The organism is Verrucomicrobium spinosum DSM 4136 = JCM 18804, from assembly GCF_000172155.1.
GTDB classification, from domain to species: Bacteria; Verrucomicrobiota; Verrucomicrobiia; order Verrucomicrobiales; family Verrucomicrobiaceae; genus Verrucomicrobium; species Verrucomicrobium spinosum.
Map to the genome: position 1 here is coordinate 7414070 of NZ_ABIZ01000001.1, position 24127 is coordinate 7438196.

17 protein-coding genes are annotated in these 24127 nt (G+C 59.9%); 4 read left to right on the forward strand and 13 right to left on the reverse strand.

Going from position 1 to position 24127, the window contains the following annotated elements; translation table 11 throughout:
* Positions 1-187 precede the first annotated feature (187 nt).
* From VSP_RS40260 to VSP_RS30110, 4 genes are all read right to left on the reverse strand, one after another.
* Positions 188-1174 carry a hypothetical protein gene (locus tag VSP_RS40260; RefSeq protein WP_009965412.1) on the reverse strand — a complete coding sequence of 329 codons (987 nt, stop codon included), beginning with the start codon at positions 1172-1174 and terminating at the stop codon, positions 188-190.
* A 289-nt stretch (positions 1175-1463) separates the two neighbouring features.
* Positions 1464-2939: a DUF1501 domain-containing protein gene (locus VSP_RS30100; RefSeq protein ID WP_009965413.1), complete on the reverse strand. Its 1476-nt coding sequence runs from the start codon at positions 2937-2939 to the stop codon at positions 1464-1466.
* A 35-nt stretch (positions 2940-2974) separates the two neighbouring features.
* On the reverse strand, positions 2975-5497 hold the full coding sequence (locus tag VSP_RS30105) for a PSD1 and planctomycete cytochrome C domain-containing protein (RefSeq protein WP_009965414.1): 2523 nt from the start codon (positions 5495-5497) through the stop codon (positions 2975-2977).
* 191 nt (positions 5498-5688) lie between these two features.
* Positions 5689-7131 carry a hypothetical protein gene (locus tag VSP_RS30110; RefSeq protein WP_232289524.1) on the reverse strand — a complete coding sequence of 481 codons (1443 nt, stop codon included), beginning with the start codon at positions 7129-7131 and terminating at the stop codon, positions 5689-5691.
* A 239-nt stretch (positions 7132-7370) separates the two neighbouring features.
* Here VSP_RS30110 and VSP_RS30115 point away from each other — a divergent pair, with 239 nt between their 5' ends.
* Genes VSP_RS30115 through VSP_RS43280 form a run of 3 tightly spaced genes read left to right on the forward strand, consistent with a single transcriptional unit; the run spans position 7371 to position 11705 of the window.
* Positions 7371-10121: a DUF4962 domain-containing protein gene (locus VSP_RS30115; protein WP_009965417.1), complete on the forward strand. Its 2751-nt coding sequence runs from the start codon at positions 7371-7373 to the stop codon at positions 10119-10121.
* A gap of 59 nt (positions 10122-10180) precedes the next feature.
* Complete coding sequence (locus VSP_RS43275) at positions 10181-10711, forward strand: sulfatase-like hydrolase/transferase (protein WP_198141262.1); 531 nt, start codon at positions 10181-10183, stop codon at positions 10709-10711.
* Between the two features lie 19 nt (positions 10712-10730).
* The gene (locus VSP_RS43280; RefSeq protein ID WP_198141263.1) at positions 10731-11705 is read left to right on the forward strand and encodes a sulfatase-like hydrolase/transferase; all 975 of its coding nucleotides are present in this window, start codon (positions 10731-10733) and stop codon (positions 11703-11705) included.
* A 24-nt stretch (positions 11706-11729) separates the two neighbouring features.
* Here the strand turns inward: VSP_RS43280 and VSP_RS30125 are convergent, their stop codons facing one another.
* From VSP_RS30125 to VSP_RS30165, 9 genes are all read right to left on the reverse strand, one after another.
* Positions 11730-12638 carry an HAD-IIA family hydrolase gene (locus VSP_RS30125; protein WP_009965418.1) on the reverse strand — a complete coding sequence of 303 codons (909 nt, stop codon included), beginning with the start codon at positions 12636-12638 and terminating at the stop codon, positions 11730-11732.
* 593 nt (positions 12639-13231) lie between these two features.
* Positions 13232-13954 (reverse strand): 3-keto-disaccharide hydrolase, encoded by a 723-nt coding sequence (locus tag VSP_RS30130; RefSeq protein WP_009965419.1) that lies wholly within the window; start codon positions 13952-13954, stop codon positions 13232-13234.
* Positions 13955-14283: 329 nt separating this feature from the next.
* Positions 14284-15495: an alpha/beta hydrolase family protein gene (locus VSP_RS30135; RefSeq protein ID WP_009965420.1), complete on the reverse strand. Its 1212-nt coding sequence runs from the start codon at positions 15493-15495 to the stop codon at positions 14284-14286.
* 264 nt (positions 15496-15759) lie between these two features.
* Entirely contained in the window at positions 15760-17178 is a 1419-nt protein-coding gene (locus VSP_RS30140; RefSeq protein WP_009965421.1) for an aldehyde dehydrogenase family protein, read from the reverse strand.
* 21 nt (positions 17179-17199) lie between these two features.
* On the reverse strand, positions 17200-18321 hold the full coding sequence (locus VSP_RS38100) for a zinc-binding dehydrogenase (protein WP_044133717.1): 1122 nt from the start codon (positions 18319-18321) through the stop codon (positions 17200-17202).
* Positions 18322-18346: 25 nt separating this feature from the next.
* Entirely contained in the window at positions 18347-19630 is a 1284-nt protein-coding gene (locus VSP_RS30150) for an MFS transporter (protein WP_009965423.1), read from the reverse strand.
* 2 nt (positions 19631-19632) lie between these two features.
* On the reverse strand, positions 19633-20874 hold the full coding sequence (phnA, locus tag VSP_RS30155; RefSeq protein ID WP_009965424.1) for a phosphonoacetate hydrolase: 1242 nt from the start codon (positions 20872-20874) through the stop codon (positions 19633-19635).
* Positions 20875-20893: 19 nt separating this feature from the next.
* Positions 20894-22225, reverse strand: coding sequence for a phosphatase (locus tag VSP_RS38105; RefSeq protein WP_009965426.1), 1332 nt, complete (start codon positions 22223-22225; stop codon positions 20894-20896).
* Between the two features lie 197 nt (positions 22226-22422).
* Positions 22423-23034, reverse strand: a complete 612-nt coding sequence (locus tag VSP_RS30165; protein ID WP_009965427.1) for a cupin domain-containing protein — start codon at positions 23032-23034, stop codon at positions 22423-22425.
* 151 nt (positions 23035-23185) lie between these two features.
* On the opposite strand from VSP_RS30165, the gene VSP_RS30170 reads away from it, so the two are divergent.
* Positions 23186-24082: a LamG domain-containing protein gene (locus tag VSP_RS30170; protein WP_081452813.1), complete on the forward strand. Its 897-nt coding sequence runs from the start codon at positions 23186-23188 to the stop codon at positions 24080-24082.
* The last annotated feature ends 45 nt before the right edge of the window (positions 24083-24127 follow it).

Sequence of the window (24127 nt, forward strand, 5' to 3'; positions counted from 1 at the left end):
GCGATAATGTGGATGGTGATGGCGGCACCCCAAATTTGAGACTGTAAGTACTTTCTTCTTTTCCATGTTGGATCATCCCTGTTGCCAACGAATGTTTGGACCGGGACTGCGGTTGCCATAAACTGCCGCCAAAACCGCCTGCGGCCAGAATTCTGCCGGGGAGCCTCTTCCCCAGAGGGGGCCCACCCTAGGGGTCTGACGCCACCATCGCCGTCAGCGCCGCACTTTCCAGAGCAGTCGCCCTGTCCTGTCGTCGGCGCGGTCCGCTGGTGCTTGCCGGGGCGGAACCAGATTCCAACTCCCGGGTGCCAGATAGAGGAACGGGGACAAAATCCTCCGCCTCACGCAGGCCAGAGATGTTTCTCCCCTCCATGTGTGCCTGCATGGCATACACCGCCCTGCGGAAGATGAAGCTCTGGTTGGCACCACCTCGCGGCATCGCGGTGGTCGTCGTCTCGCCCAGCAGAAACCGCCGCAGCCTCATGGCGGGATGGTCCTGCGTCAGCATGATCCCCCTGCGCACCCCATCCAGGAACTCACAACACTTCGCCGCGTCCATCTCATGATACAACGTGGCAGCGGCCAGGAACGACGCCTGGCTAAGCCCCCGCTTGCTTTTGTTCGCCCCTTTCATGAGCGCGATGACGGCACGGATGTGCTCGATGTGGCAGTCCAGCGTTTGCTTGACCAGATGGTCAGAGGGCTGCACGCCGCTCTCGCTGCGCACCAACCGCCGGGTCAGGCAAGTCGCGATCTCCACCTCCTGGCGGTTCGTCGCCAGTCCTGCCAGGAAAAAGGCATCAAACAACGTGCGCCGCCGCTGGCGGTCCACCTTCTCCTGGCTGGCAGAGGGAAGGCCAAAGGTGACGAGCATCGGCACCGACTTTTGGGAGCGCACAATCGCATGCAGCCGGTGCTGCCCGTCCACCAGGTCCCCCTTGTCGTCCAGAGCAATGCAGCCCGGCGTGAGACGCCACTCATCCGCATGAATCTCCGCAACGTACTTTTGCACCACCTTCTCCGAAAGTTTCCGGTTGTGCACATTCCTCTCCAAAAGACGCTCAGCAGCCACGGGGGTCAATCGTACGGCGATCGTCTGAACGCCGGGGATCTTCTCCAGACTCTGAACTTCGTTCAGCGGGAATCGTTCGTTGAACCGTGTGCTGGGATTCATAAGTTGCGAAAAAGGGTGGAGGGCTTGCCCTGAGCGCCTGCCAGCAGGTGCTCCAAGGCGGAATCATCGAGCGATCATAGGCCAAGGGGATCAACTTCCAGGAACAGCCGCAACAACCGGGCTCGTACGGCTGCTTACAGCTGGCTCCTCAGATCGTGACACTCATGGTATCCCAACCGTCGCCCTTTGGAATGAACCTTTGCGGCAAATCACTGTTCGCTTGCGAAAAAGCATTCTGCAGTCCCATCCTGCTCCATGAACACACCCTATGCATTTTTCAGTTATTTCCTCAGGCAATAATCTCCTTCACCACGTGACCGTGGACGTCGGTGAGACGGTAATCCCGGCCTTGGAAGCGGTAGGTGAGACGCTCATGATCCAATCCCAGAAGGTGCAGGACGGTGGCCTGAAGGTCGTGCACATGCACCTTGTCCGCCACCCCGGCGAATCCCATCTCGTCCGTGGCACCATACTCAAAGCCTGACTTCACTCCGCCGCCCGCCATCATGATGGTGAAGCAGTCGGGATAGTGATCGCGTCCCAGAATCTTGCTGCCCGCCGTACGCCCTTCACGGAATGGGGTGCGTCCAAATTCCCCGCCCCAGATGACCAGGGTATCATCCAGCAGCCCGCGTTCCTTCAGATCTCGGATGAGTGCCGCCACCGGCCTGTCGGTGGCGGCCATCTTGTCTGTCAGTCCATCCCGGATGTCTTCTTTTGGATTCACTCCATGGAAATCCCAACCCCAGTCAAAAAGATGGATAAAACGGACCCCTTGCTCAACCAGGCGACGGGCCAGAAGGCAGTTGTTGGCAAAGCTGGATTCACCAGGCTTCGCGCCATAGGCATCCATGACGGCCTTTGATTCTCTAGAGATGTCCATCACGCCAGGCACACTCGTTTGCATGCGGTAAGCCAGCTCATATTGGGCTATCCGCGTGAGCGTCTCGGAGTGGCCGAGTTTTTCGAGCTGCCGCTCATTCAAGACGCGCAGGGCGTCCAGCGTTGTACGCCGCAGCTCCCGGGACATGCCGGCAGGATCTCCAGCAAACAGGACGGGATCCCCCTTGCTGCGGCACTGCACCCCCTGATACACAGAGGGCATGAAGCCGCTCCCCCAGCAGCTCTGCCCGCCGCTCGGCAGCGTGCCGCTGGAGATGAGCGTGACAAAGCCCGGCAGGTCCTGGTTCTCCGTGCCCAGACCATACGTCACCCACGACCCCATGGAGGGCCGCCCCTGCCTGATGTGTCCCGTGAAGAGGAGCAGCTCTGCCGGAGCATGATTGAACTGGTCCGTATGCATCGCCCGTACCAGCGTTATTTCATCTGCAACCTCTTGAAAATGGGGCACGGCATCACTCATCCACATGCCGGCTTTGCCATATTGCTTGAAGGTGCGCGGGGAGCCCATGAGGTTGGGCACACCGGTGGTGAAGGCGAACTGGCGCCCCTTGAGAAAGGAGTCCGGGCAGGGCTGCCCGCTGTGCTTTACCAGCTCCGGCTTGTAGTCAAAGATGTCGAGGTTGGGGGGGCCTCCCGACATGTGCAGGTAGATGACATTTTTCGCCCTGGCAGGTTGGGGGGGGCGCCGGGCTGCCAGGGGGTTTCCTTGAACTGCAGTTGCCGCACCACTTGCCTTTCCGCCCATGGCCTGCATGGCAATGGCCCCCAGGCTGAACTGGCCCGCACTGCTCAGGAACTGGCGTCGGGTGGCGAGCTGCACCTTCGCAAGATGATCGAGGGGATGGGAATTCATGACCTTCATTTCTGGACGTTTGGATGGATGCAAAGGGCGGTTGGCTACCGGCGCATCTGAAATTCATCGAGGTTCATCACCACGCCTGCGACAGTGGTCCAGGCAGCAAGTTCCGGCAGATCGAGACCTTTCGGTGCCGGACCAACAGGGTCCAGGGCCATGCTGGCTGCCAGCTTGGCATCACTGCGGTAGAGGGCCAGCGCTCGCTTGTAAACCTCTGCCAAAGTTGCAATCTCCGCGGCATCCGGCTCCCGGGACAAGCAGACCTTGAAGGCGAACTGGACCCGGCTGGACCCATTGAGGCCGCCCTCTGCCAGGATGCGTCGCGCCAGGGCTTGGTGTGTTTCCACAAACACGGGATCGTTCAACGTGACAAACGCCTGCAGGGGTGTGTTGGAACGGCCCCGGCGGATGATGCACACCTCTCGATTCGGCGCGTCGAAGGTGGCGAAGCTCGGATAGGGGCTGCTGCGGCGCACCTCCGTGTACACGCTGCGACGGTGGCGGTCTTCACCAGGGCTGGTCTCCCAGTCCCCCCCCCCTTTTCCGCCAAAGGCTACCGTCAGGCCAAGGCTCGGCCGAAGAGGACGCACGGGGGGGCCGAACATCTTGCCGCTCAACAAACCACTCACAGCCAGCGCTTGATCCCGCAGCAACTCCCCCGACGGGCGAAACCGAGGCCCCCGTGCCAGAAGCCGATTGTCTGGATCACGTTCATTCAGCGTCGGGTTGCTGGCGGAGTCCTGGCAGTAGGCACGGCTAGTCATCATCAGGTGAAGCATGCGTTTGACGTTCCAGCCACTTTCCATGAACTCGGCGGCCAGCCAGTCGAGCAGCTCAGGATGCTCAGGGAGATCTCCCTGACTGCCAAACTCCTCACTGCTACGCACGATGCCGACGCCAAAGAGGGACTCCCACATACGGTTGACCACCACCCGGGCAGTAAGAGGATTGTCCCGGCTCACCAGCCAGCGGGCCAGACCGAGACGGTTACGTGGCATGTCTGGCTTAAGCGGATTGAACGCAGACGGCACCCCAGCGCCGACCTCATCACCTAGGGCCTGCCAGTTGCCACGGAGCTGCACATGGGTTTTGCGTCGCTTTGCGACCGCCAGCTCCATCATCACCGGCACGGTCGTGGACTTGAGTCCAGCAAGCTGCTCCAACTCATCCGCCTTCTCACGCAGCACTTTCGTCGCCGGGGAGATGTTGCGGACGTAATACTGCTCAAGGACTTGAGCCTGCTGGGCACTGCGCTCCCCCTTTGGCACCTGAACTGCCGCTTGAACATTCGACCATTTCTTGTCTTCCAACTTGGGTTTTGTGGCAACCCACTCTTCCAGGCCCACCAGCCACTCCGGCTTCGGCGCTAGAAAATGGGCGTCGATCGCCGCCCTCTCTTTCAACACCTTTTCCTCCAGGCCCTGCCCCAATGGCCGCACGATCTTCAGAAAAGGTGATTCATCCCGCTTGTCTGCGTCTGCCGATTGATTGAAAAAGGCGTAGCTCTGGTAGTATTCGTCGATTGTGATCGGATCATACTTGTGGGTATGGCACTGGGCGCAGGCCATGGTCGTGCCCATCCACACCGCAAAAGTCGTGTTCACACGGTCGATGACGGCGGCATTGCGAAACTCCTCATCATTGGTGCCGCCCTCATTGTTGGTCATGGTGTTCCGATGGAAGGCGGTGGCGATTCGCTGGTCCTCAGTCGCATTGGGCAACAAATCACCGGCGATCTGCTCGATCGTAAACTGGTCAAAAGTCATGTTCGCATTCAGCGCGCGAATTACCCAGTCGCGATAGACCCAGATCTCCCGACCAGGATCACTCGGATACCCCGCACTGTCCGCATAGCGGGCGAGGTCCAGCCATTCCCGGGCCCAGTGCTCCCCGTACCCGGGTCTATTGAGAAAATACGTCACGATTTCCCCAGGGCTCTTTTCGGACAGGGACTTCAGTTCCTCCAGCGTTGGCGGCAGCCCCGTGGCATCCAGCGCCACCCGGCGGACGAACGTGCCCCGGTCGGCCTCGGATTTAAAAGAGAGGTTCTCCTTGATCAGTCTCGCCCTGATGAACGCATCAATGGCGTTTTTCTCGCCATTCGCCGGCACCTGCGGACGCTGCACCGTCTCATAGGACCAATGATTGCCCCAGATCGCACCCTGCAGGATCCACTGTTTCAGCAGGACTCTTTGCTCTTTGGTCACGGTCTTGTGAGCCTTGGGCGGCGGCATCACCTCATCGGGATCGCTGGTCTCAATCCTCTGCAGGAGGGTGCTAAGCTCGGGTTTGCCCGGCACCACGGCGATCGCCCCGTCGTTGTCCGCCTTCGCAGCCGCTTCCATGTCCAGCCGCAGCCCCGCTTTGCGCCCCTTTTCATCCGGGCCGTGGCAGGAAAAGCAGTTCTCCGAGAGGATCGGACGAATCTCCCGGCTGAATGAGATCTTCCGGGCGGCAGGAGCCGTTTCTACAGACCATCCTGTGGTCACCAAGCAAACCATGGCCAACGCCACCGTCCACGGCACAACCGCAAACTTGTTTCGGATAATGGTAATATTTTGCATTCTGGAAGCACTTCAGTTCAGTCAACTTGTCATATTCAATGTCCTGCCAGGTGTCCTCGGTTACAGCCAAATGCTCTGACCATGTCAGTCGCGCCCCCCCATTCCCGTACTGTGCTGAGCAGACCAGGTAGCCGCGCCCCACTGGCCTTGGGTTCTTTCTCTGGGGCAACGCCCCTGCACGTACATGCAGGTCACCGCGACGAAGGCGGCAGGAGACCAATGCCCCTTGATCTTCCTCCGCTTAACCCAGACTGCCGAACTTCGAACACTGGCGGATTGCGCGCCAGCTGTACCCGCTTCGCAAACTCGTCATTGTACAGGCGTCTGGTATCGGACATCTCCAGCTTCGTGGTGGTAAAAACCGGCAGAATGGGAGTGCCATCTTCGCGGACCTCGTATTTCTCATTCTGCTGCTGAACCAAGAGCAGCCCACCCACCTTGCCGCCCGGCCTCTCCCCAACCAAAATATCCAGCCGGAAGGGTTCGTTGAGACTGACCCACTTGCCACAATAAGCAGTGCGACCACCGGAGATGGCAGGACCCTTGAAATCCTGTCTCATATCTTTGTCCTTGTCATACCCCTCCGCCATCGGCACCCAGGACCCATCCAGAACCGGTTTGTTGTTGATGTACACAATGAGAAGATCGTCAAAGAAACCCACGAAGCGCCACATGCCCGGTCTCGGAGGAACGACGGTGCCTCCGTAGTGCACGAACCATCCGCTTGGCTCCACCTCCTTTTCGACATTGAAGCACTTGGGCCCTTCCGAGGCTTGCATATCGGCAGGCACCAGGAGGTAGGTGAAGTTTATCTGCTGCTTCGCCTTGTAGTATCCCCTCATGGAGTCGTCAGAGAATTTGGCTGCGGACACCTTGTGAACGGCCTCGATAAAAGCCCCCTTCGTATATCCGGTCGGCTCCCGCTCAGGATTCTGCTTGAGATCGTAAAAGGCTCCTGCCAGACCTCCGCTGTCACCCGCACGGCCAAAGACTGTCATGGGCGCAAACCCCTTCCCCCCGCCCATTCCTACCCCATTGCCAAACCCACCTCCTGAACCGCTTCCTCCAAAGCCCCCGCTGCCAAACGCGCCACCGCTGAGCCCTCCGCTCGTGGGACTGCTCATCTCCGGCATGTCCAGACTGTCCATAGGAAGGTCCGGCAAGGCGATGGCAGTGGATGAGGCGCTCGACACCACCCGCTTCAAGGGTGGGGACTTCGTCAGGTTGGACTGCTTCTTCTGCTTCAGTTGGGCATTCAACGAGGCTGACGCCGCCTGCCCCGCTTTGCTTCCCCCTCCCGGCAGAAAATCCACAGGAGTTTCTTTCTGAACGACCGTCTGCACCATGAAATAAGCACCCACCAGGATCGCCAAATGGATCAGCAAGCTTAGCCCCAGCGAGCCGCCACCGACCTTGCGCCAGTATTTGCCAATCACTCCTCGCGATCCTGCCGGAGCTATGGGAGGTGCCGCCACTTTGTCGCCCCCACTCAGCGAATCGCAAACCGGCAACGTTTCATGCCGTTCAGACTCAGGTGAACAGGCAGCAACAACTGAATGACCAGCAGGCGTCAGTGCCGGGGTGGTGCCCAATACAGACGGAGACGGAGTCAGCGGTTTGATTTCAATTCTCATGGAATAAACCCAAACAATTCCCACCACGTCTTCTTTGAAATAGGGAGCATTGCGACCTTTCATCGGTTGATTGCGACAACTCCCCAATCCGTTGAACAATGGAAAAATAAAGTTCCATGAAACCTCATGAACCACTTGAGTAAAACGGAGAAGGATTCCTTGCGGCGGCAAGTCTCTCCTTACTTTTTTTACAACCCGTTCGTGAATCGGCACATAAAGACAGTGACTGCCAACACCTTATGAGCATCGCCAAATCCATCAGCCCTCTCCTCGTCCTACTCACTGTCACGGGAGCCATGCACCCCTCGCGGGCGGCGGAGGAAAAACTGCCAGACGGTGTTCGCCGGGTGGGTCCGGCGGAGTTGCGGATTGATCGCGACTACATTGGCGCGCCTGGGCTGGAGCGTCCGACGCCGCAGGGCCTTGTCGATACGAACCCGCCCTGGCTGCATGTGCAGGTGCCGCTGCCACAGACCAAACAGGCGGTGCGGGAACAAAAGTGGCAACGGCGTTTTTACTTCAAGCTGTCTCAAGACCCCGGATTCAAGCGCGACGTCATTGAGAGCGGAGCGAAGCGCTGGTCCTTCTTCAACCCTTATCGCAAGCTAGCGACGGGCACCTGGTACTGGACCTATGGCGTGGCAGCGGCAGAATCGCCCAATGCGCCTGTCTGGCAAAAGGAGGTGTTCTCGTTCGTCGTGGACGACCAGGCTTTCTCCCCGCCTGCCATTCCTCCCACTCCAGCACAGGCACTTGAGGCAATTCGCAAACTCAAAACGGGACCCGTGGCGGTCTGCATGAGCGAGGATATCGGCCACATGCTGCCGGATGAAGTCTGGCCGGAGGCAGCCGCGCGAATGCGCAAGGACGCCGAGCTTGCCCTGCGCAAGGGGGAGAGCGCGGTGAAGGTTGAGCTGACGGAAAAGAGCATCCCCGCGCATCTGGGTAAGGAGCCCAAAAAGAGCTTCTTCATGGTGAAGCTGCGCTCCCTTTTCACCGCTGAGGAGCGGCGTGTGGATGACCTCCTGCGGGGCTATCTGCTGACAGGTGATGAGCGCTACAAGAAACTTGGCGTGCAGCGCGCCATCGAACTGGAGAACGAGCGACTGCACCGCGTCTTTGACACGCCAGCTGGAAAAATTCCGCTAAGCGGCCCGGCCTTCTACAACACGGTGCCGATGCTGTTGCTGGATGCGTTTTGGGATGATCTGCCCCAGGAGCAGCGGGACACTTTTGTTGCACTAGCCCTTGAGTTGATGGACAAGCACGGCAGTGGTTTCCCGCATCTGTTTGACCAGCTTGAGCACGCCCACTTCAACCAGCATGACTGGCAAGGCGACATCAAAAATATTCTCATTGGTTCCATCATCCTCTCCAGACATCGCAAAGAAATGGACGAATGGTTCGCCTACGCCTATGAACTGTGGCTCTACCGCAGCCCTGCCCTCAGCCGGACAGACGGCGGTTCCATGGATGGCAACGGATACCTCAGCGTGCATGACGAGCCGCTCACGCACCTGAACTGGATGCTCATGCGCCTCACTGGCTACAACTTCTTCCGGTCCAAACGGTGGTTCGCCAACTTTCCCGTTTACATGTCCTACATGAATCCGCCCGGCAACCCCGGGGCACCGTACAGCGACGGCGGTGATGGTGCTGCAGGCGTGCCCTACCTCACCCAGATGCTCGCCTATGTCTGCCCGGAAAATCCGGCGAACCTCTGGCGCCTCAAAACGATGGGCCGCCGTGATGCAGTGGATTTCAGCAATGATCTTGTAAAGGGATACAAGGCGATGGCGCTGCTGCAAATGTGGCATCAGTTCAAAGCGCCTGACGTGAGCAAGGCGCGTCCGCCTGAGAATTCCGCAGCCGCCTTCCGCGATGTCGGCATGGCCGGGATGCACAGCGACATTTTGAATGCGAGCGACAATCTCGCGGTCAGCTTCAGTTCGGCGGTGAATGGCTCATTCCAGCATCTGCATCCGGCGCAGAACGCCTTCTGTGTCGGCTACGGAGGAGAGCCTTTGTTCTGGCGCAGTGGCTACTACAATGGCGGTCAGGCGCATGACGCGATGAGCTACAAAGCCTCGCGTGCGCACAACACCCTTCTTGTCGATGGCCTCATGCAGGGCTTCGACCTCGGTGCCTATGGCTGGATGCCGCGCTTCGCCACCGGAAGCCGCATCAGTTACGCGCTCGGCGATGCCTCGCACGCCTACAACGGGATGTTCCCGAAATACAAAGTCACCGAGCCAGACCAAGCGCTCCCCCCCGGACTGGAAGCCCTCGGCGTGCCCATCACACGGGAGAACGGCTTTGGGAAACCTGGCGTCACCCGCTTCCGCCGGCACGTCGTCATGCTGCGCCCGAGCCACCTGATCATCTACGATGAGCTCGAGGCTGCAAAACCCGTGACCTGGACCTTCCAGCTGCACGCCCTTAAACTGATGCAGCAGCGCGGCAACGCGTGGTTCACCACCGCGAACAGCAAAGGCACCGGCAGTGCACGTCTGTTCTGCGCCGCACCCGTGGAGGGCAGCGTCACGGACCAGTTCTTCGCCGCACCCGTGGATGAGGAGAACAAGCGCGGCGGCAAGAATCCGCCCAACTGGCACGCCGCCATCTCCACGCGGGACAAACTCGCCGCCACGCGCTTCCTCACCATCATTGAGGTGCAGCCCGGGGAGGGCAAGTTGCAGGAGCCAACTCGCACAGGCGAAGGCAAAACGAGCTGGCAAGTCGGAGATTACCTCGTCAGCGCCAATCTGGATCCAAGCCGCCCCTCCCTGCTTGAGATCAAAGACCTCGCCGGCACCTGCGCACTTGTCACGGGCCAGGCTGCCGAAGGAATCAGCCTTGGCTCAGACCGCCGCCCTGCCACGGCCAAAGGCAGCACGCTGCTCTGGGAGAAGCTGCCAGGACAACCAGAGGTCTTCCGCGAAGCCGTGGACCAGCTGCCACCCGTGCTAATCTACGGCAATCGCTACTAACTAAAAACCCTGTTTCTGCGCTAAACTCTCTGTCGCGCAGTCGTCTGCCTGCATTCCCCATGAAACCAAGGTGCCTGATCCTTCCACTGGTCTTCCTACCCCTCGCCGGCACCATGCACGCCGCCACCGTGCCCAAGTCTCCCAACATAGTGATCCTCTACGCGGATGACATGGGATATGGGGACCTTGGCATACAAAATCCGGAGTCCAAGATTCCCACCCCCAACCTCGACCAGCTCGCCAAAGAAGGGATGCGGTTCACTGATGCGCACAGCTCTTCAGGGATCTGCACGCCATCGCGGTTCGCGCTCCTAACCGGCATGTATCACTGGCGTCGTCTGCACGGCATCGTGAACAGCTGGGACAAGTCGGTGTTCAAGGAAGAGGACGTCACCCTGCCGGAGATGCTGAAGCAGAACGGCTACACCACCGCCTGCATCGGGAAGTGGCATCTGGGATGGGATTGGGAGGCTTTGCGAAAGCCGGATGCCCCCAAACCACTGGTAGGAAACAACAAACAAGTTCGCGCCGCTGCGGAATTTGACTGGAGCAAACCCCATTCCCGACGGCCCCCTGGCTCACGGGTTTGATCACTACTTCGGTGACGACGTGCCCAACTTCCCACCCTACACCTGGATCAAGGACGACCGGGTGGCGACACCACCCACGGCCCCCTTTGTGGCGAATCCAAAACCTGAAGAAGGGAGTGCGGAAGCGCGCCCCGGCCCCATGGCGGAGGGATGGCGGCTCGACGCCGTCATGCCTACCCTCACCAAGACGGCGGTGGATTGGATCGCCTCGCAGAAAGGAAGCGACAAGCCCTTCTTTCTCTACTTCCCCTGGACCTCCCCTCACGCCCCCATTGTGCCAACGCCTGAGTGGAAGGGGCGGACTCAAGCCGGGCCCTATGGCGACTACATGGCACAGAGTGACTGGACGGCCGGTGAGGTGCTCAAAGCCCTCAAGGAAAATGGCTTCGCGGAAAACACCATTGTCATCTTCAGCGCCGACAATGGCCCGGAACACTTTGCCTATGATCGTGCCCGCGAGAAGGGACACCGGAGCATGGGAGAGTTTCGTGGGTTGAAACGCGACCTTTGGGAAGGCGGGCACCGGGTTCCATTCACCGTCCGCTGGCCGCGCGTGGTGCCGAAGGGCAGCGTCTCCGACGGGCTCCTCAGCCAGACGGACCTCTTTGCCACACTGGCCACAGCCATCGGGGCCAAACTCCCCCCACAGTCCGCGCCGGACAGCTTCAACCAACTGGAGCTCTGGAAGGGCACGGGATCCAGCACCCGCCCAAGCATGGTGCACAATACTTCCAAAGGCAGCTACGCCATCCGCAGGGGTACCTGGACCCTTGTGGATGCCCCGTCAGGGGCAGGCACCAGAGTTCCCAAAGGGTGGGACGAGGCCAACGGCATCGATGCAGACGACCAACCTGCCGCCCTGTACGACATGCGGACAGATCCCGGCCAGAAGCACAATCTTCTGACCCAGCATCCCGACGTGGTGGCGGCGCTGAGGCAGGAGTTCCGGCAGATTCAGGAGAGTGGGCGCAGCAGACCTGCTCCTACTGAGTAGGGCGGATTCCGGGGGGGGCGCGCATCACTTTGTCATGGCTGGGCGTGGTTTGGGATACGGCGTCTCAGTTCTTTTTTGCAGATGCTTGTGCGCCCCCTTGGGATGGGTGGCCTCGGTCATGCTCTGATGTGCAACGGTCCTCCGGTCCTTGCTCGATCCCTTGAGCTCATCGAGCAGGTCGCCCACCCCCTCAAGGACGCAAGTCGGCTGGTAAACATAGTTCCCCAGATCTTCAAGCCGGGTGGAACCCGTCAGTACCAGACAGGCCTGCATTCCCACCTCGATGGCACCACGGATATCAGTCTCCATGGTGTCACCTACCATCATCACCTCTTCAGTCCGGCGTTGAAGCAGCCGCCTTGCTCTTTGAAACATGTAGGGGTTGGGCTTGCCCAGGAAGTACGCACGTTGTCCCGTGCTGGCCTCCAGATACGCAGCCAGAGCCCCTGCACCTGGCCGGGTGACTTCATTCTTTACTGGGCACCAGTTGTCCGGATTCGTCGCTACAAGCCGGGCCCCGCGCTCAAGCAATTCATGTGCCTTTGAGAGCTTTTCCGTGGACTGCATCCCTTCCCCCACCACGACATAGGTCGGGCGTATCGAGTCATTGGGGATTCCGGCCTTCTGTAGCGCCAGATTAAGACCCGCATCCCCCATGACAAAGGCAGTACAGCAAGGATGAGTCCCGGCAAGAAACTCTGCCGTGTTCATGGCCGCCGTGTAAAAGTGCCTGACGGAGAGTCCACTGATGCCCAGATGACTTAGCTTCACCACCAGATCCTCCGGCGTGGGGGCGGAGTTGTTTGTCACAAACACGAAAGGTGTGGCGCTCTCGATGAGGAAGTGCACAAACTCAGCCGCCCTGGGGAGCAGGTGATTCTCGCGGTAGATGACTCCATCCATATCAATCAGAAGTCCTTTGGTCTGTGGCATAGCAATGTTTGGGGTGTCAGTTCAGGGGAGAGGTCGTTGCTTCTGTCTTTGACTATAAAGAACCGCCTGCGTGCGCCGCCGGAAGGAATCTCCCGCGGCATTCGTCAATGCGGTGCCCCTGATCCACTTCGACCGCCTTTTGTAAACAGAGCGAATGAATCCGCGCCGAAGCATCGCTTCGGCACGGAAGGGCAGCCCACGCTTCAGCAGGACTGAGTCCAGCAGCCCCCCTCAATGCCTGACGCATTGCGTCAAGGTTATGACAGATCGCGCAATGTCACACTCCAACAAAATAGAGGAAACAATCTCCTTCTTCGATGCAGGCGGTTGAACGCCCGGCCAGCCATCAAACAAACCTTCTCCCGCCTCAGTCTCTTCAGCAGACGACAAAATGCCCGCACATCCGTCCGCTGTTGAGGCACGGCTACGCCCAGTGCGCCCCCACAGTAAGAACCTGTTGGGATCAAATAAACCGCAGGGGCAGGCCTTCATCCCGGCGGAGCCACTCTTATCTCATTCCCTCCACTGAACCTGCCGCACCCGGATGTTTTCATCCAAACAGGTTCTAAAGGGTGGAATAGAAACGGGCGTGGTCACGGAAGCTCACGAACGCGCAAGTTGCGAAACTCCACCGGCGATCCTTCACTTTCCAGGCAGAGATAACCCGTGAGGGGCGAGCACCGGGTCCCACCCGAGACTTCCTCCCCGTTTACCCACAGGCGCACCTCGCCATTGATTGCGCGCACATAGTAGTGGTTCCATTCGTTGACACCTTTGCTCAGGCTCTTGCGGGGAAAGCTGCGCTTCTTGTCCGGTGCAGTCGGAGCAAAGGGTGTCATCTTGGCAACCCCCACGGGGAAAACATCACCATGAGTGGTGAACCAGTCGGCGGGCTTCTTGTAGGCCTTCTCGTACTGCTCGGTGTAGCCATGGTCGAGCACCTGCACCTCGATCCCGTGGGGAAGAGACCGTTTGCCTTGCTCGACGAGGGCAATCGACTCCGGAGATGTCCACAAGAAAATTCCTGAATTCCCTCCTGCCTTCAAATGCCGCCACTCCACAACCAGCTCAAAGTTGGTGATCATCTTGACGGTTCGGATGACGCCCGTGGGTTTACCCGTGCAGGAAATAAGTCCGTCTTTCCATTTCCACGTTTCCGGTGGGCAGTTGACCCGGGTGAAGTCTCCTTCGACCATGGCGCGCCAGCCTTCTTCCGTACCGTCAACGAAGGCTTTGGAAAGCGGCTCAGCCCCATGCCCGCTTGCAGCCACGGCCAGAGCACAGGCAAGGGAGAAAATTTCAAAAAGATGTCGCATGAACTATATAAAATCGATTGGGGCTTCTGCTTTCATCCCGACGTTGCATTTTGCGCCGTCACCGATCTTCCAACCGGATTCAGGATCACAAAAGACATCGGACTCAATGGAAAAATGTCACCACCGAGCGGAACGTTCCGAAAAAAGCCAGTGGGGACTCAACCTGTAGGCGCAAAATGCATTCGCGACGCACCGGCTCAAAGTAAGCGACCCGCTCTTCTGTGCTGCTGAAACGATTCTGCAACCAGATGCCCTCTCAAAAGGGAGGGCACCCAAATGCCTTCACGTCACCTCGCGGTTGTTACCCAAGGATGACGATCATGCGGTCTTCAAGCTTTCGGCTTGGCCAGCATTCGCAGGATTTCGGCCTGTGGAAGACTCTGAAACTTGCTCGCGATTTTTTCTGCCTCAGCTTCGCGATCTGGATTGGGGCTCTTGCCTTTCTCGTAGAGAGCATAGTGCTTTTTTGCGAATTCATTCACAGCCTCATTGGCGGCGCGGCCCGCAAGAACCTCCGGGTCCTTCGCCAGCTTGGCCATTGTTTGAGTCGCAGTGGTCTTGATGAGAGGTTCACCAGGAAACCCGGCAAGAACAGCCATCCAATCCGCCTTGTCCCATACACGGAGGCCCGGCGCCATGACCCTCAGCCAAATGGCGCGAGAATAGCGCAGCTGTTGCTCCCGCAGCGCAGGTGTGGGTTTGGTCACATCTTTCAGGGCCACACCAAGGACAAAGGAGAATCCGTCAGCGATCAACTCGGAACTGGCCCATGCATGCTTCCCTGGAAAGAAGGTGAGTTTGCTCCGCCCCGCATCAAGGTTGACCTGACTGCTGACGGCCTCATCCCGGTTGAAGCAGTTCGTGCCCATGAGACTGCAAACCGGCAGGCCGGACCGCAGCTTCGCGATCCGGCACACTTTGCTGTTTTCTTCATCCGGATAGACGCCCATCCCAGATCCGCAGGCAAGTATTCCCGCTATCGAAGGATCCGTCTCTGCCAGCAGGTAGGCCATGCGCGAGCCGCCGGAAAAACCGGAGGCAAACGACAACTCCGCGAGCACCGGAAGGCGGCTCTTCACATCTGCCACCATGGCCTGCACCGCCTCGTCCGACGGTCCAAAGCCATTCTTGGCTTCCTTCGAGGCGACGAGAATCACACCATGGCGCTCGGCTGTAGCCACATAGCGCTGCACGGTGCTTGCCTTGCCGCCACCCGGATCCATCAAATAGATGACCGGGTACTGGCGGGACCTGCGAAAGGTCTTGGGGAGATAGACAAAATAAGACCACTCTCTGGACAGTTTGCACGGGATGGCCGCGCTGATTTTTCCCGGTTCCGCTGGAAAGTCGGCGATCACCTGTTCCCCGGCAGAAGCGGCCTCTTCAGGCTGGAGCAACTTCTCAATCGCGGCGTTTTTCGATTCATCAATGAACCGCCGGTCATTCTCACTCAAGAGTTGAGAAGACACCGTCAGACGTTTCCCAGTCCGCAGTTCCAACACCACGGCAGTTTCAGATGCCTCCAGCAATCGTGCCTCCATTTCACTCCCTGCCGTGCTCCTCCATAGACGCCAATCTTCCCCGTGGACGATCGAGTTACAGAGGCAAAGCGCGAGAAGTGAAAATTGAAAGAACGACGTGCGGGGCTTGCGAATCATACAGACACGATGGCATGACGCCGGCCTGCATCGTGGTACATGACTAGATACGATAAATTTTTGTCCGAAAGCGCGCCATCCACAGAACCGGTCGGAGATAGCTGCATGGCACAATCGCCGACAGTTGAGGCGGCAAAGGCTAAAGCCTCACCACGGCAGTGAAAAGGTCTTGACGGTTGTCATGAACTTCATCGCCTCGATCACACCCTCCTTGATCCCCAGCCCGCTGTCTTTCACGCCGCCAAACGGGGAAAGCTCGAGACGATAACCGGGAATTTCATTCACGTTCACCGTGCCGACTTTCAACGTCTTGACCGTTTTGATCACGGCATCCATGGAGTTCGTGACGATGGCGCTGGAGAGCCCGTACGCGGTGGCATTGGAGAATTCCAGAGCGTCATCCAGATCCTTCACGGGAAAGATGGGTGCCAGGGGGCCAAAGCACTCATTGGTAGCCAGGTAGGCCGACCGTGGCACATTCTCCAGGATGGTCGGCGCCATCTGGGCCCCCTGGCGGCTCCCGCCGAGGAGCACGGCCGCCCCCTTGCCCACAGCCTCCAGCACGGCCCCTTCCAATGCGATGGCCGCAGGCTCGTCGATAACGGTACCCACTACGGTTGACTCCTCCGCCGGATCCCCGTGAACGTAGGTCGCGGCCAACTTTACGAACCGGTCCGTAAACTCCTGAATCACCTTCTCATGCACCAGCAACCGGCGCACGGCGGTGCAGCGCTGGCCGCTGTTGCGGAAGCTGCCTTCACAGGCCAGCTTCGCGGCGAGATCGAGATCCGCATCCTCCAGGATGATCATCGGAGAGTGCCCCCCCAGTTCCAGGCAGAGCTTCTTGTACCCGGCCGTGGCGGCGATTTTCTTGCCAACAGATGCGCTGCCAGTGAAGGTGACCAGCTCCACGCGCTCATCTTGAATAAGAGGGGTGGTGATCTCTTCCAGCGAACCATGCACGACGCTGAGCATCCACCCCGGCAGCCCTGCCTCGTAGAGTACCTCGGCCAGACGGGCTGCCGTAAGCGGCGTCTTCTCCGAAGGTTTGAGGATGATGGGTGCTCCAGCGGCAATGGCTGGGGCCAGCTTGTGCGCCACCTGATTCAGGGGATGGTTGAAGGGAGTGATCGCGGCCACAAGAGACAGCGGTTCACGGTGCGTAAAGATCTTCCGCGCCTTGCCCGTGGGTGAAATGTCGCAGGAGAACGTCTGCCCATCATCGCGGAGTGCCTCCATGGCGGCGAACGAGAAGACGTCACAGGCTCGGCCCACTTCATACCGCGTTTCCTTCAGGCAGAGACCCGCTTCACGGGTGATGATCCGCGCAAGCTCCTCACGTCGGCCGTTGAGCAGATCATGGGTGCGGTTCAGGATCGTCGCCCGTTCATACCGGGTGAGTGGCCCATGCGGAGCCAGGTGCGAGGCAATGACTTCATCAAGCTGGCTGCGCGTGATGCGGGCCACGCTGCCGACGCGGCTGCCGTCCCAGGGGTTGAAGACTTCAAGACGGTCGGCCGACTGAGTGGCGACGCCCGCCAGATAGGATGGAAGTTCGAGATTCAAAGGATTGTACAGGGGTCGGGTTCAAGGTTTCACGGCAACACGCTGCCAGACTCGGGATCGGGTGAGGGAGACGGCCTCCTCCAGGGAGGCGAGCGGCAGGGCCGGGCTGACCAGCTTTTCGTAGGGCAGCTTGTGCAGGGTGGATTCGAGGAAACTGAGCCCCTTGGCCAGATGCAACGGCGAGTAGTTGTGCATGCCCCGGATGGTCAGGCACTTCCGGATGACGGCCTCACCCGTGAGCTGGAGCACAGTCTCCGGGTGAACCATGCCTGCCCACACATACATGCCGCCGGGGCGGAGCATCTGCACTCCCGGCGGGACCACGGATGCCGAGCCGGTCACCTCCACGACCAAGTCCACCCCACCGGGACATTCCACGTGCATGCGCTCCCGGGAGCGGCTCCAGTTTGCATCATCGCCGAGAACGGGAAGGCCGCCAAAGTCGGCGACGAGATCCAGCCGTTGGGGTTGGATGTCCGAGCAATAGACCTGCTGCACGCCGCGGTGACGCAGCCATGCACAGGCGTACAGACCAAGCAAGCCACCGCCCTGCACCCAGGCGGAGTCGCAGTGGGAGGGGAGGTCCGTAAGGGCACTGACCACGGTGGCCAGTGCACAGTTGGCAGGGGCGACGACCGCATCCGGCAGGGTGTCAGGCACCTCCAGCACAGCCGTGCCAGGACGCAGCATGATGTGGGTCGCATAGCAACCGTTGAGTCCGCTGCCATTGTTCAGTGCCGCATGACCATACTTGAATAGATGATCACACTTCTGCGGCAGGTGCCAGGAGGCACAGGCCGGGCAATGGCCGCAGCTGTCTGCCAGGCTCCATGTCACCCGCGTGCCAGGAACGATGCCCTGACGTCCGCTTTCCACCACCACTCCCACGGCTTCATGCCCCAGGACGCACGGGGTGGGGGCAGAGCGACGACCGTCGATGGTATGAAGGTCAGAGCCGCAGATGGTGGCCAGCGAGATCTCCACCAGCACCTCCCCCTCGCCCACATGCTTGGGCAGCACCTGCTCGTGAAGCTCGAAACTGCGGGATGGACCATGAAACAACTGAACACGTGCCCGGGATGCGCAGCGAGACTTTTTTGATCCGACCGGGGCCGGAGAACGGGGAGGGAGGGTGACACTCATAGGTTGCAAAAGGATGCCAGTCAGTTCAGCGGCGGATAAGAAGGGCGAGCAGCGCGCTGCAAACGGCGAAGGCGGAGACGATGGGGAAGACGAGGGTGGTGTTTTCGACCCCGGGAACGGTGGCAAAGGGGTTGTGCTGGACCATCCAGCCGATGAAGGGTTCCCCCAGGCCAGCCATGGCATAGGCAAAACAGTTGATCATGCCCACCGCCGTGCCCGCGCGGGCGCGCCCCAGCAGGTCGGGAGCCAGTGCCCAGAAGGCCGCCTGGGGACCATAGGCAAAGAAGCCGCACAGGAACAGGACAGGCAGCCCCAACCAGTGCCCCTTGGGGAGCAGATACATGCCCATGGCGGTGACAGCGGCCAGACCCATGAAGGTGGCGATGATGCCGGAGCGGCGGGAGCCGCAGAACCGGTCAGAGATCCAGCCCGTCGCCACGGCCCCGAGAGCCATGCCCACCGGCAGGGCGATGCTGATCCATTTCCCTGCGGGGTTGCTCTTGAAATCGGGGCCCAGGAAATAGACAGGCACCCAGATGAGGAGCCCGTACCGAACGGAACTCTGGAATCCGATGGCAAGACCAGCGAGCATGAGCTTGCCATTGCCCAGGGCGGCGCGGTAGCGCTGCCAGGAGGTTTCACCGGTGACAGCGGGAGCGGGCGTGCCATCCTCCTTTTTTTCATCGGTAAAGTCCGCGAACCCCAGCTTCGCCGGGCGGTCCCGGGCGATAAGCCATACCACCACACCCCCCAGGAGCATGAGGATCACCGGCAGGCGGAAGATCCAGCGCCAGCTCAGGTGCAGCACATCCAGAATCAACAGGGACGTAATGTAGGACAGCACGGAGGAAAGACCGGCGGAAAGCAGGTAGAAACCGAAGGCCTTGCCACGCTCATGGGTGCCACACCAGTTGGCCACCAGACGGCTGCCCGGTGCCCAACCCATGCTTTGAGCGAGCCCGTTGGCACTCCAGGCGACGGCCAGCGACTTGAGTCCGGTGCCCAGGCTGGTAGCCCAGTTCAACGCGAACGAAAGCACCGTGCCCAGGCTCATCATCCGGCGTCCGCCGAAGCGGTCCCCCAGATTACCATTGATCGCCTGACCTACAGCATAGGCCCAGAGCATGCCAGCGCTCACCCAGCCCAGCGTCTGCTTGTCCAGACCGAGCTCTGCCTGAATGCCGGGAATGGCAAACCCGAAGGTCTGCCGCCCGGTGTAGTAGAAGAGATAGCAGAACATCACCGCACCGAGCACGCGCTTTTGTGCGCGCCGGAAGGCGGGGTCCTGATGAGTTACAGCGGCGGCCATGGTCAGAGAGTTCCGTTGCAGGTGAATTCGAAAATGTCGAAGTTTCGCGGATCCGCCGTGGCCCGGGCCGCATATTCCGGCTTCAGAGGCTGGCTGAAGACGAAAGGCACCATTTCCTCATACCTGCCGCCATGGCTGCGCAGGCCGCCCGCCAGAGCTTTCAGGTCGTGGTAGGCTGGAGTGCGCCCCAACACCACGTCCCGGGCGCTGGCCACCACAAGGTCGCCCATGCGATCCTCCGGGAGTTCGAGGAGTTTTGCCCCCACTGCCCGGGTGTGGCATTCGGTCACGCCGCTGCGTCCCAGCAGCCAGGTCTGTACGGCCTGAACCTCCACGCTGGCCGGCACGTGCACCTGGGCAAAGGAGCCCAGGGCACCGTGATGCACCACATACGGGTCAGTGATGGGAAGGATCACGCGAAACCCGCCCCCGAACTGGGCGTCCAGTTCACTTTCCAGGTAGATCACGTTGGGAGTGCCATCGGCCTTTTGTTTGGCGTTCATGCCGTGGTCCGCTGTCACGCCCACGACTGCGCCCAAGGCCACCAGTCGGCCGAGTTCGGTATCGATTCCCGCGTAGAAGTCCAGCGCCTCCTGCTCCTCCGGCGCATGCTTGTGCTGCATGTAGTCCGTGGTGGAGAGGTAGAGGAAGTCCGCGATGCCGCGCTCCAGCAGGACCACACCTGCCTTCAGCACATATAGGCTGGCATCGCCGCTGTAGATCTCCGGGGTAGGGCCCACTATGGACTCCACTTCATCAATGCCGTGGCTGGCTTTGACCGCCTGCGCCGCTTTCTCTGCAGAGAAGGCGATGCCGCCTTCATTGATCAGCCCCGAGGCGAAGATGTCGCGCAGCTTTTCCTTGGCGGTGACCACCGCCACCTTGCGCCCCGCTTTCTGGACGGCGGGGAAGATCGTTTCCACCCGCAGGAACTTGGAGGAGTTCATCATCACCTCCTGGTCCTGGGCGGTGTCATAAAAGAAGTTTCCGCCAATCCCATGCACGCTGGGCGGAGTGCCAGTGACAATGCTGGTGTTGTTGACGTTGGTAAAGGTGGGCATGGCCGCGCGGGCAAACCCGCGCCAACCATTGAGGCTCATCCTGGCCAGGTTCGGCATGAGACCGCGCACGAGGGCGGCGTCGAAGTACTCGGTGGCGGAGCCATCCAGGCATACGACCACAACGGGACGCGATGGCAGGTTGTAGGCACGCTGGTTGACGGTGACGGAAGCAGTGGAATACATGAGTCGGGTTCTAGGAAGTTCAGGCGTGGGTGAGGTCGGCCAGGGTGAGATTGTAGGTAAAGACCCTTTCACCGTGGCGGTTGATGAGCTCGGCGGAGACCCGGGCCGGAGTGACCGTGCTGTCCACCTCCATCACCATGAAAACGTGCGGCTCCACGGCGCTGCGCACCAGATCCGGGTGATACGTGTTCAGCTTGGGGATGACGCTGCTGTGGATGGGGGAGGCAATGAACTGCACCAGGTCGTAGCCCACGGTTTTCTTGGACTTGTAGTGCAGCACCCGGCTGGCGTGGATGTCCCCGCCCACCAGCATGACCCCGGGGATCTTGTTCCGGGCGATGAATTCCTCCAGGGCCACGCGCTCATGCATGTACGTGCCCCAGTCGTCTTTCTCGCTGCTCTGCTTGTCATCCCAGATCACCCCGCAGGCCAGAATCTTGAAAGGTGCGGTGGAGGCCTTCAGTCCACGCTGCAGCCACTCCCACTGGGCGGCTCCCAGCAGGGAGGACTTTTGGGGGTCGGCATAGGATTTTTCTGTTTCCGAGAACCAACGGGTGTCGAGCAGGAACACTTCCACCGGGCCGTGGCGGAAGCTGGTGTAAATTCCTTGATCCTTCTCGCCAAAGGTCCACTGCGGCCGGTAGCGGCAGTACACCGTGCGGCTGTTTTCCTTGCCCTTGGCGCGACCGTCGCAGTCGTTCCCGGCAAAGTCGTGGTCATCCCACGTCCACCAGCAGGGGCGGGACTGCAGCAGGTTTTGGTATTCCGGCACTGCCGCGAAGGCACGGTGGCGCTTGGTCTGCACTTCGAGGGCGGTGCTGTCGATGTACGGGGTGTCACCGATAAGGATCACGGCATCCACCTTCTCCTCCGCCATTCTATTCCAGACGGCCCGGCTGCCCGCGTCTTCCTTGGCGCAGGAACTGATGGCAAAGCGCACCTTGCCCGGTTTGTCAGGTTCGGGAGCCGTCTTGAAGCTCTGCTCCGGTGCGTTGGCCACTGGAGCGGAGTTGGACAGGACCCGATAGCGGTAGGCAGTGCCGGGGCGCAGTCCCTTCACCTGCCAGTGCAGGCAGAGATCCTGGTCCACCGTGGCCTGGGCAGATACCGTCACCGGCGCGCCTCCGCTGATGGGAGCCACCTCCAACACATACGCCCCGGGGGCGGCCGCCCTCATCCAGATCGCGCTCTTGTCCGTTTCTGTATGGCCCACGATGGGGCCGAGGAAGCCGCTATGGCTCCCAGAGGCGGCAGCGGCCTGATCAAGAGCGGAGGCGGCGGTGCAGGCGAGGGTACCCGCGACGAACTGCCGGCGACTGACCCTGCCAGATGGAAGAGAAGGCGTTTTCATAGAAGGTGACGATTGGCTAAAAAGACACTTTTGTTTCTAGAAAGCAACTTTTTACGCTTTTCTATCATCCGCTATTTCTTTTGGGAAACAAATCGGTCACCCAGCAGTGGGACCTGAACCCGGTGCGGTTGAGGGCATAACGCCCCCTCTCCAGAACCGCACAGGGCGAGTTCAGGAGGTCGTCAGTGGGTTTGCAACTACTTGCTATTGTGCCGGTTGGCAGCCGTCAGCGCTGCCGGATCCATACACATGACGCAGAGAACTCGCGCATCTTTGTCGGTCTCATTGAAGACGCGATGGTCCGTTTCAGCGTCGAAATAGAGGCTGTCTCCCGCATCCAGGCGGTAGAGATCATTGTCGTACTCGAAGGTCACAGTGCCCTCCAGAACAAGGAGAAACTCCTCCCCCTCGTGCTTCATGGCCTGCTGGCGCCCGCCCTTTGCAGGGACACGTACTTCGAGCGGGTCCATGGTCCGATCCGCACGCCGGTGGGCCAGGGACTCGTAATAGTTGTTCAACTTGTTGCCCGCCTCGGAGGGAATGTAGTTGCGCTCGATCGGCTTGCGCTCGCTGCGGCGCACCACGCTGATACGGGGCTTCTCATCAAGTCCTTCAAGAAGCTCTGAGAGCTTGATTCCCAGGGTTTCCGTGAGTTTTGCCAGCGTCGTCAGCGTCGGGGTAACACGGAAATTTTCCACCTTGGAGAGCAGCCCTTTGGCCAGACCTGAGGATTCCGAGACTTCTTCCAGCGTCAATCCGCGCTTGAGTCGGGCATTTCGGATTCGTTGGGCGAGTTCTACCAAATTCATAGGGCTGTGGTGGTTACACAGATTAGCACAGGAGCCGGTTGGAGCAAAGCGGGATGGTGTATGAAAAAGGGTCTGGACTTTCTCAAAAGAAACATTTTGTTTACACAAGAGCACTTTCCTTTCTTTTGAGAAACATTAGCCTCCGACCGCGATGAAAAACCTGCTGTCCCTATTGTGCGCTACAGGAATGCTGGCTGGCCTGGTCCAGCCCGCTCTTGGCTCTGTCTCCCTGCTGGACGGACTGAGCTTTTATCTCGATTTCGAGGGCAGTGCTCCGGTGGACACTTCTGGCAAGAATGTGGTGGTGACCAACTCAGGCGTGACCTCCAACACCCTGACTGGGCACTATGGTGCGATCGCCGGGGTGGCCGGGAACGCCGGCTACTTCAACCGGTCGGAAAAGGACTGGCTCCAGATCGGACTGGGATATGGCAAGCTGGCGGCAGATCCGGCACCACAACCTCTGGCCTACAGCTTTACCATCAGCGCTTGGTACTACCTGCAGCCTGAAAGCGCCCCCACAGACCGGCTTTTCCTCTATGAGGGCGACGTGGACTATGATTTATCATTTGGCATCCGCGGGGATCTGGCCTCGTCGAACGGGTCCTATGTGGGCACCGCCTACACCCCCGGGAAGACCAACTACGATGTATCAAATGCGGCCTACTATGACACGACGACCAACGAAGGGGCCTGGCAGCAGGTGCTGGAGACATTCTCGTCTGACGGCACTACGATCACGAAGAAGCTGTACCTCAACGGCGAACTGGTTGGCACCACCTCCACCATGACGGAGAGCTCGCTCTACTCTCCAGCGATCAATCTCGGCACTTATCGCGACAACAGCGGCCGCTACTGGGACGGCTTCATGGATGAGGTTGGCCTCTGGAACCGTGCGCTGACCGATGTTGAAATATCCGATCTCTACGATCTGACTTACATCGACGGGCTTTCAGTGACCAGCCTGGCACCCGAGCCCTCAAGGGCAGTCTTGCTGCTGCTTGGCATCGTCGGGCTGCATCTTCGCCGATCCCGCCGCAGAGCCTGAGATCAGTCGCTCTGCGTCGAACTGTTGGGAAAACCATGCCCCCAC

What these genes read in the sequence shown, in the direction of transcription:
- VSP_RS30165 (WP_009965427.1), bottom strand. Translation starts at nt 23,034, where the DNA reads ATGAATTTGGTAGAACTCGCCCAACGAATCCGAAATGCCCGACTCAAG.
- VSP_RS30170 (WP_081452813.1), top strand. Translation starts at nt 23,186, where the DNA reads ATGAAAAACCTGCTGTCCCTATTGTGCGCTACAGGAATGCTGGCTGGC.
- VSP_RS40260 (WP_009965412.1), bottom strand. Translation starts at nt 1,174, where the DNA reads ATGAATCCCAGCACACGGTTCAACGAACGATTCCCGCTGAACGAAGTT.
- VSP_RS30100 (WP_009965413.1), bottom strand. Translation starts at nt 2,939, where the DNA reads ATGAAGGTCATGAATTCCCATCCCCTCGATCATCTTGCGAAGGTGCAG.
- VSP_RS30115 (WP_009965417.1), top strand. Translation starts at nt 7,371, where the DNA reads ATGAGCATCGCCAAATCCATCAGCCCTCTCCTCGTCCTACTCACTGTC.
- VSP_RS38105 (WP_009965426.1), bottom strand. Translation starts at nt 22,225, where the DNA reads ATGAAAACGCCTTCTCTTCCATCTGGCAGGGTCAGTCGCCGGCAGTTC.
- VSP_RS30135 (WP_009965420.1), bottom strand. Translation starts at nt 15,495, where the DNA reads ATGGAGGCACGATTGCTGGAGGCATCTGAAACTGCCGTGGTGTTGGAA.
- VSP_RS30110 (WP_232289524.1), bottom strand. Translation starts at nt 7,131, where the DNA reads ATGAGAATTGAAATCAAACCGCTGACTCCGTCTCCGTCTGTATTGGGC.
- VSP_RS43275 (WP_198141262.1), top strand. Translation starts at nt 10,181, where the DNA reads ATGAAACCAAGGTGCCTGATCCTTCCACTGGTCTTCCTACCCCTCGCC.
- phnA (WP_009965424.1), bottom strand. Translation starts at nt 20,874, where the DNA reads ATGTATTCCACTGCTTCCGTCACCGTCAACCAGCGTGCCTACAACCTG.
- VSP_RS30125 (WP_009965418.1), bottom strand. Translation starts at nt 12,638, where the DNA reads ATGCCACAGACCAAAGGACTTCTGATTGATATGGATGGAGTCATCTAC.
- VSP_RS30130 (WP_009965419.1), bottom strand. Translation starts at nt 13,954, where the DNA reads ATGCGACATCTTTTTGAAATTTTCTCCCTTGCCTGTGCTCTGGCCGTG.
- VSP_RS30150 (WP_009965423.1), bottom strand. Translation starts at nt 19,630, where the DNA reads ATGGCCGCCGCTGTAACTCATCAGGACCCCGCCTTCCGGCGCGCACAA.
- VSP_RS30105 (WP_009965414.1), bottom strand. Translation starts at nt 5,497, where the DNA reads ATGCAAAATATTACCATTATCCGAAACAAGTTTGCGGTTGTGCCGTGG.
- VSP_RS38100 (WP_044133717.1), bottom strand. Translation starts at nt 18,321, where the DNA reads ATGAGTGTCACCCTCCCTCCCCGTTCTCCGGCCCCGGTCGGATCAAAA.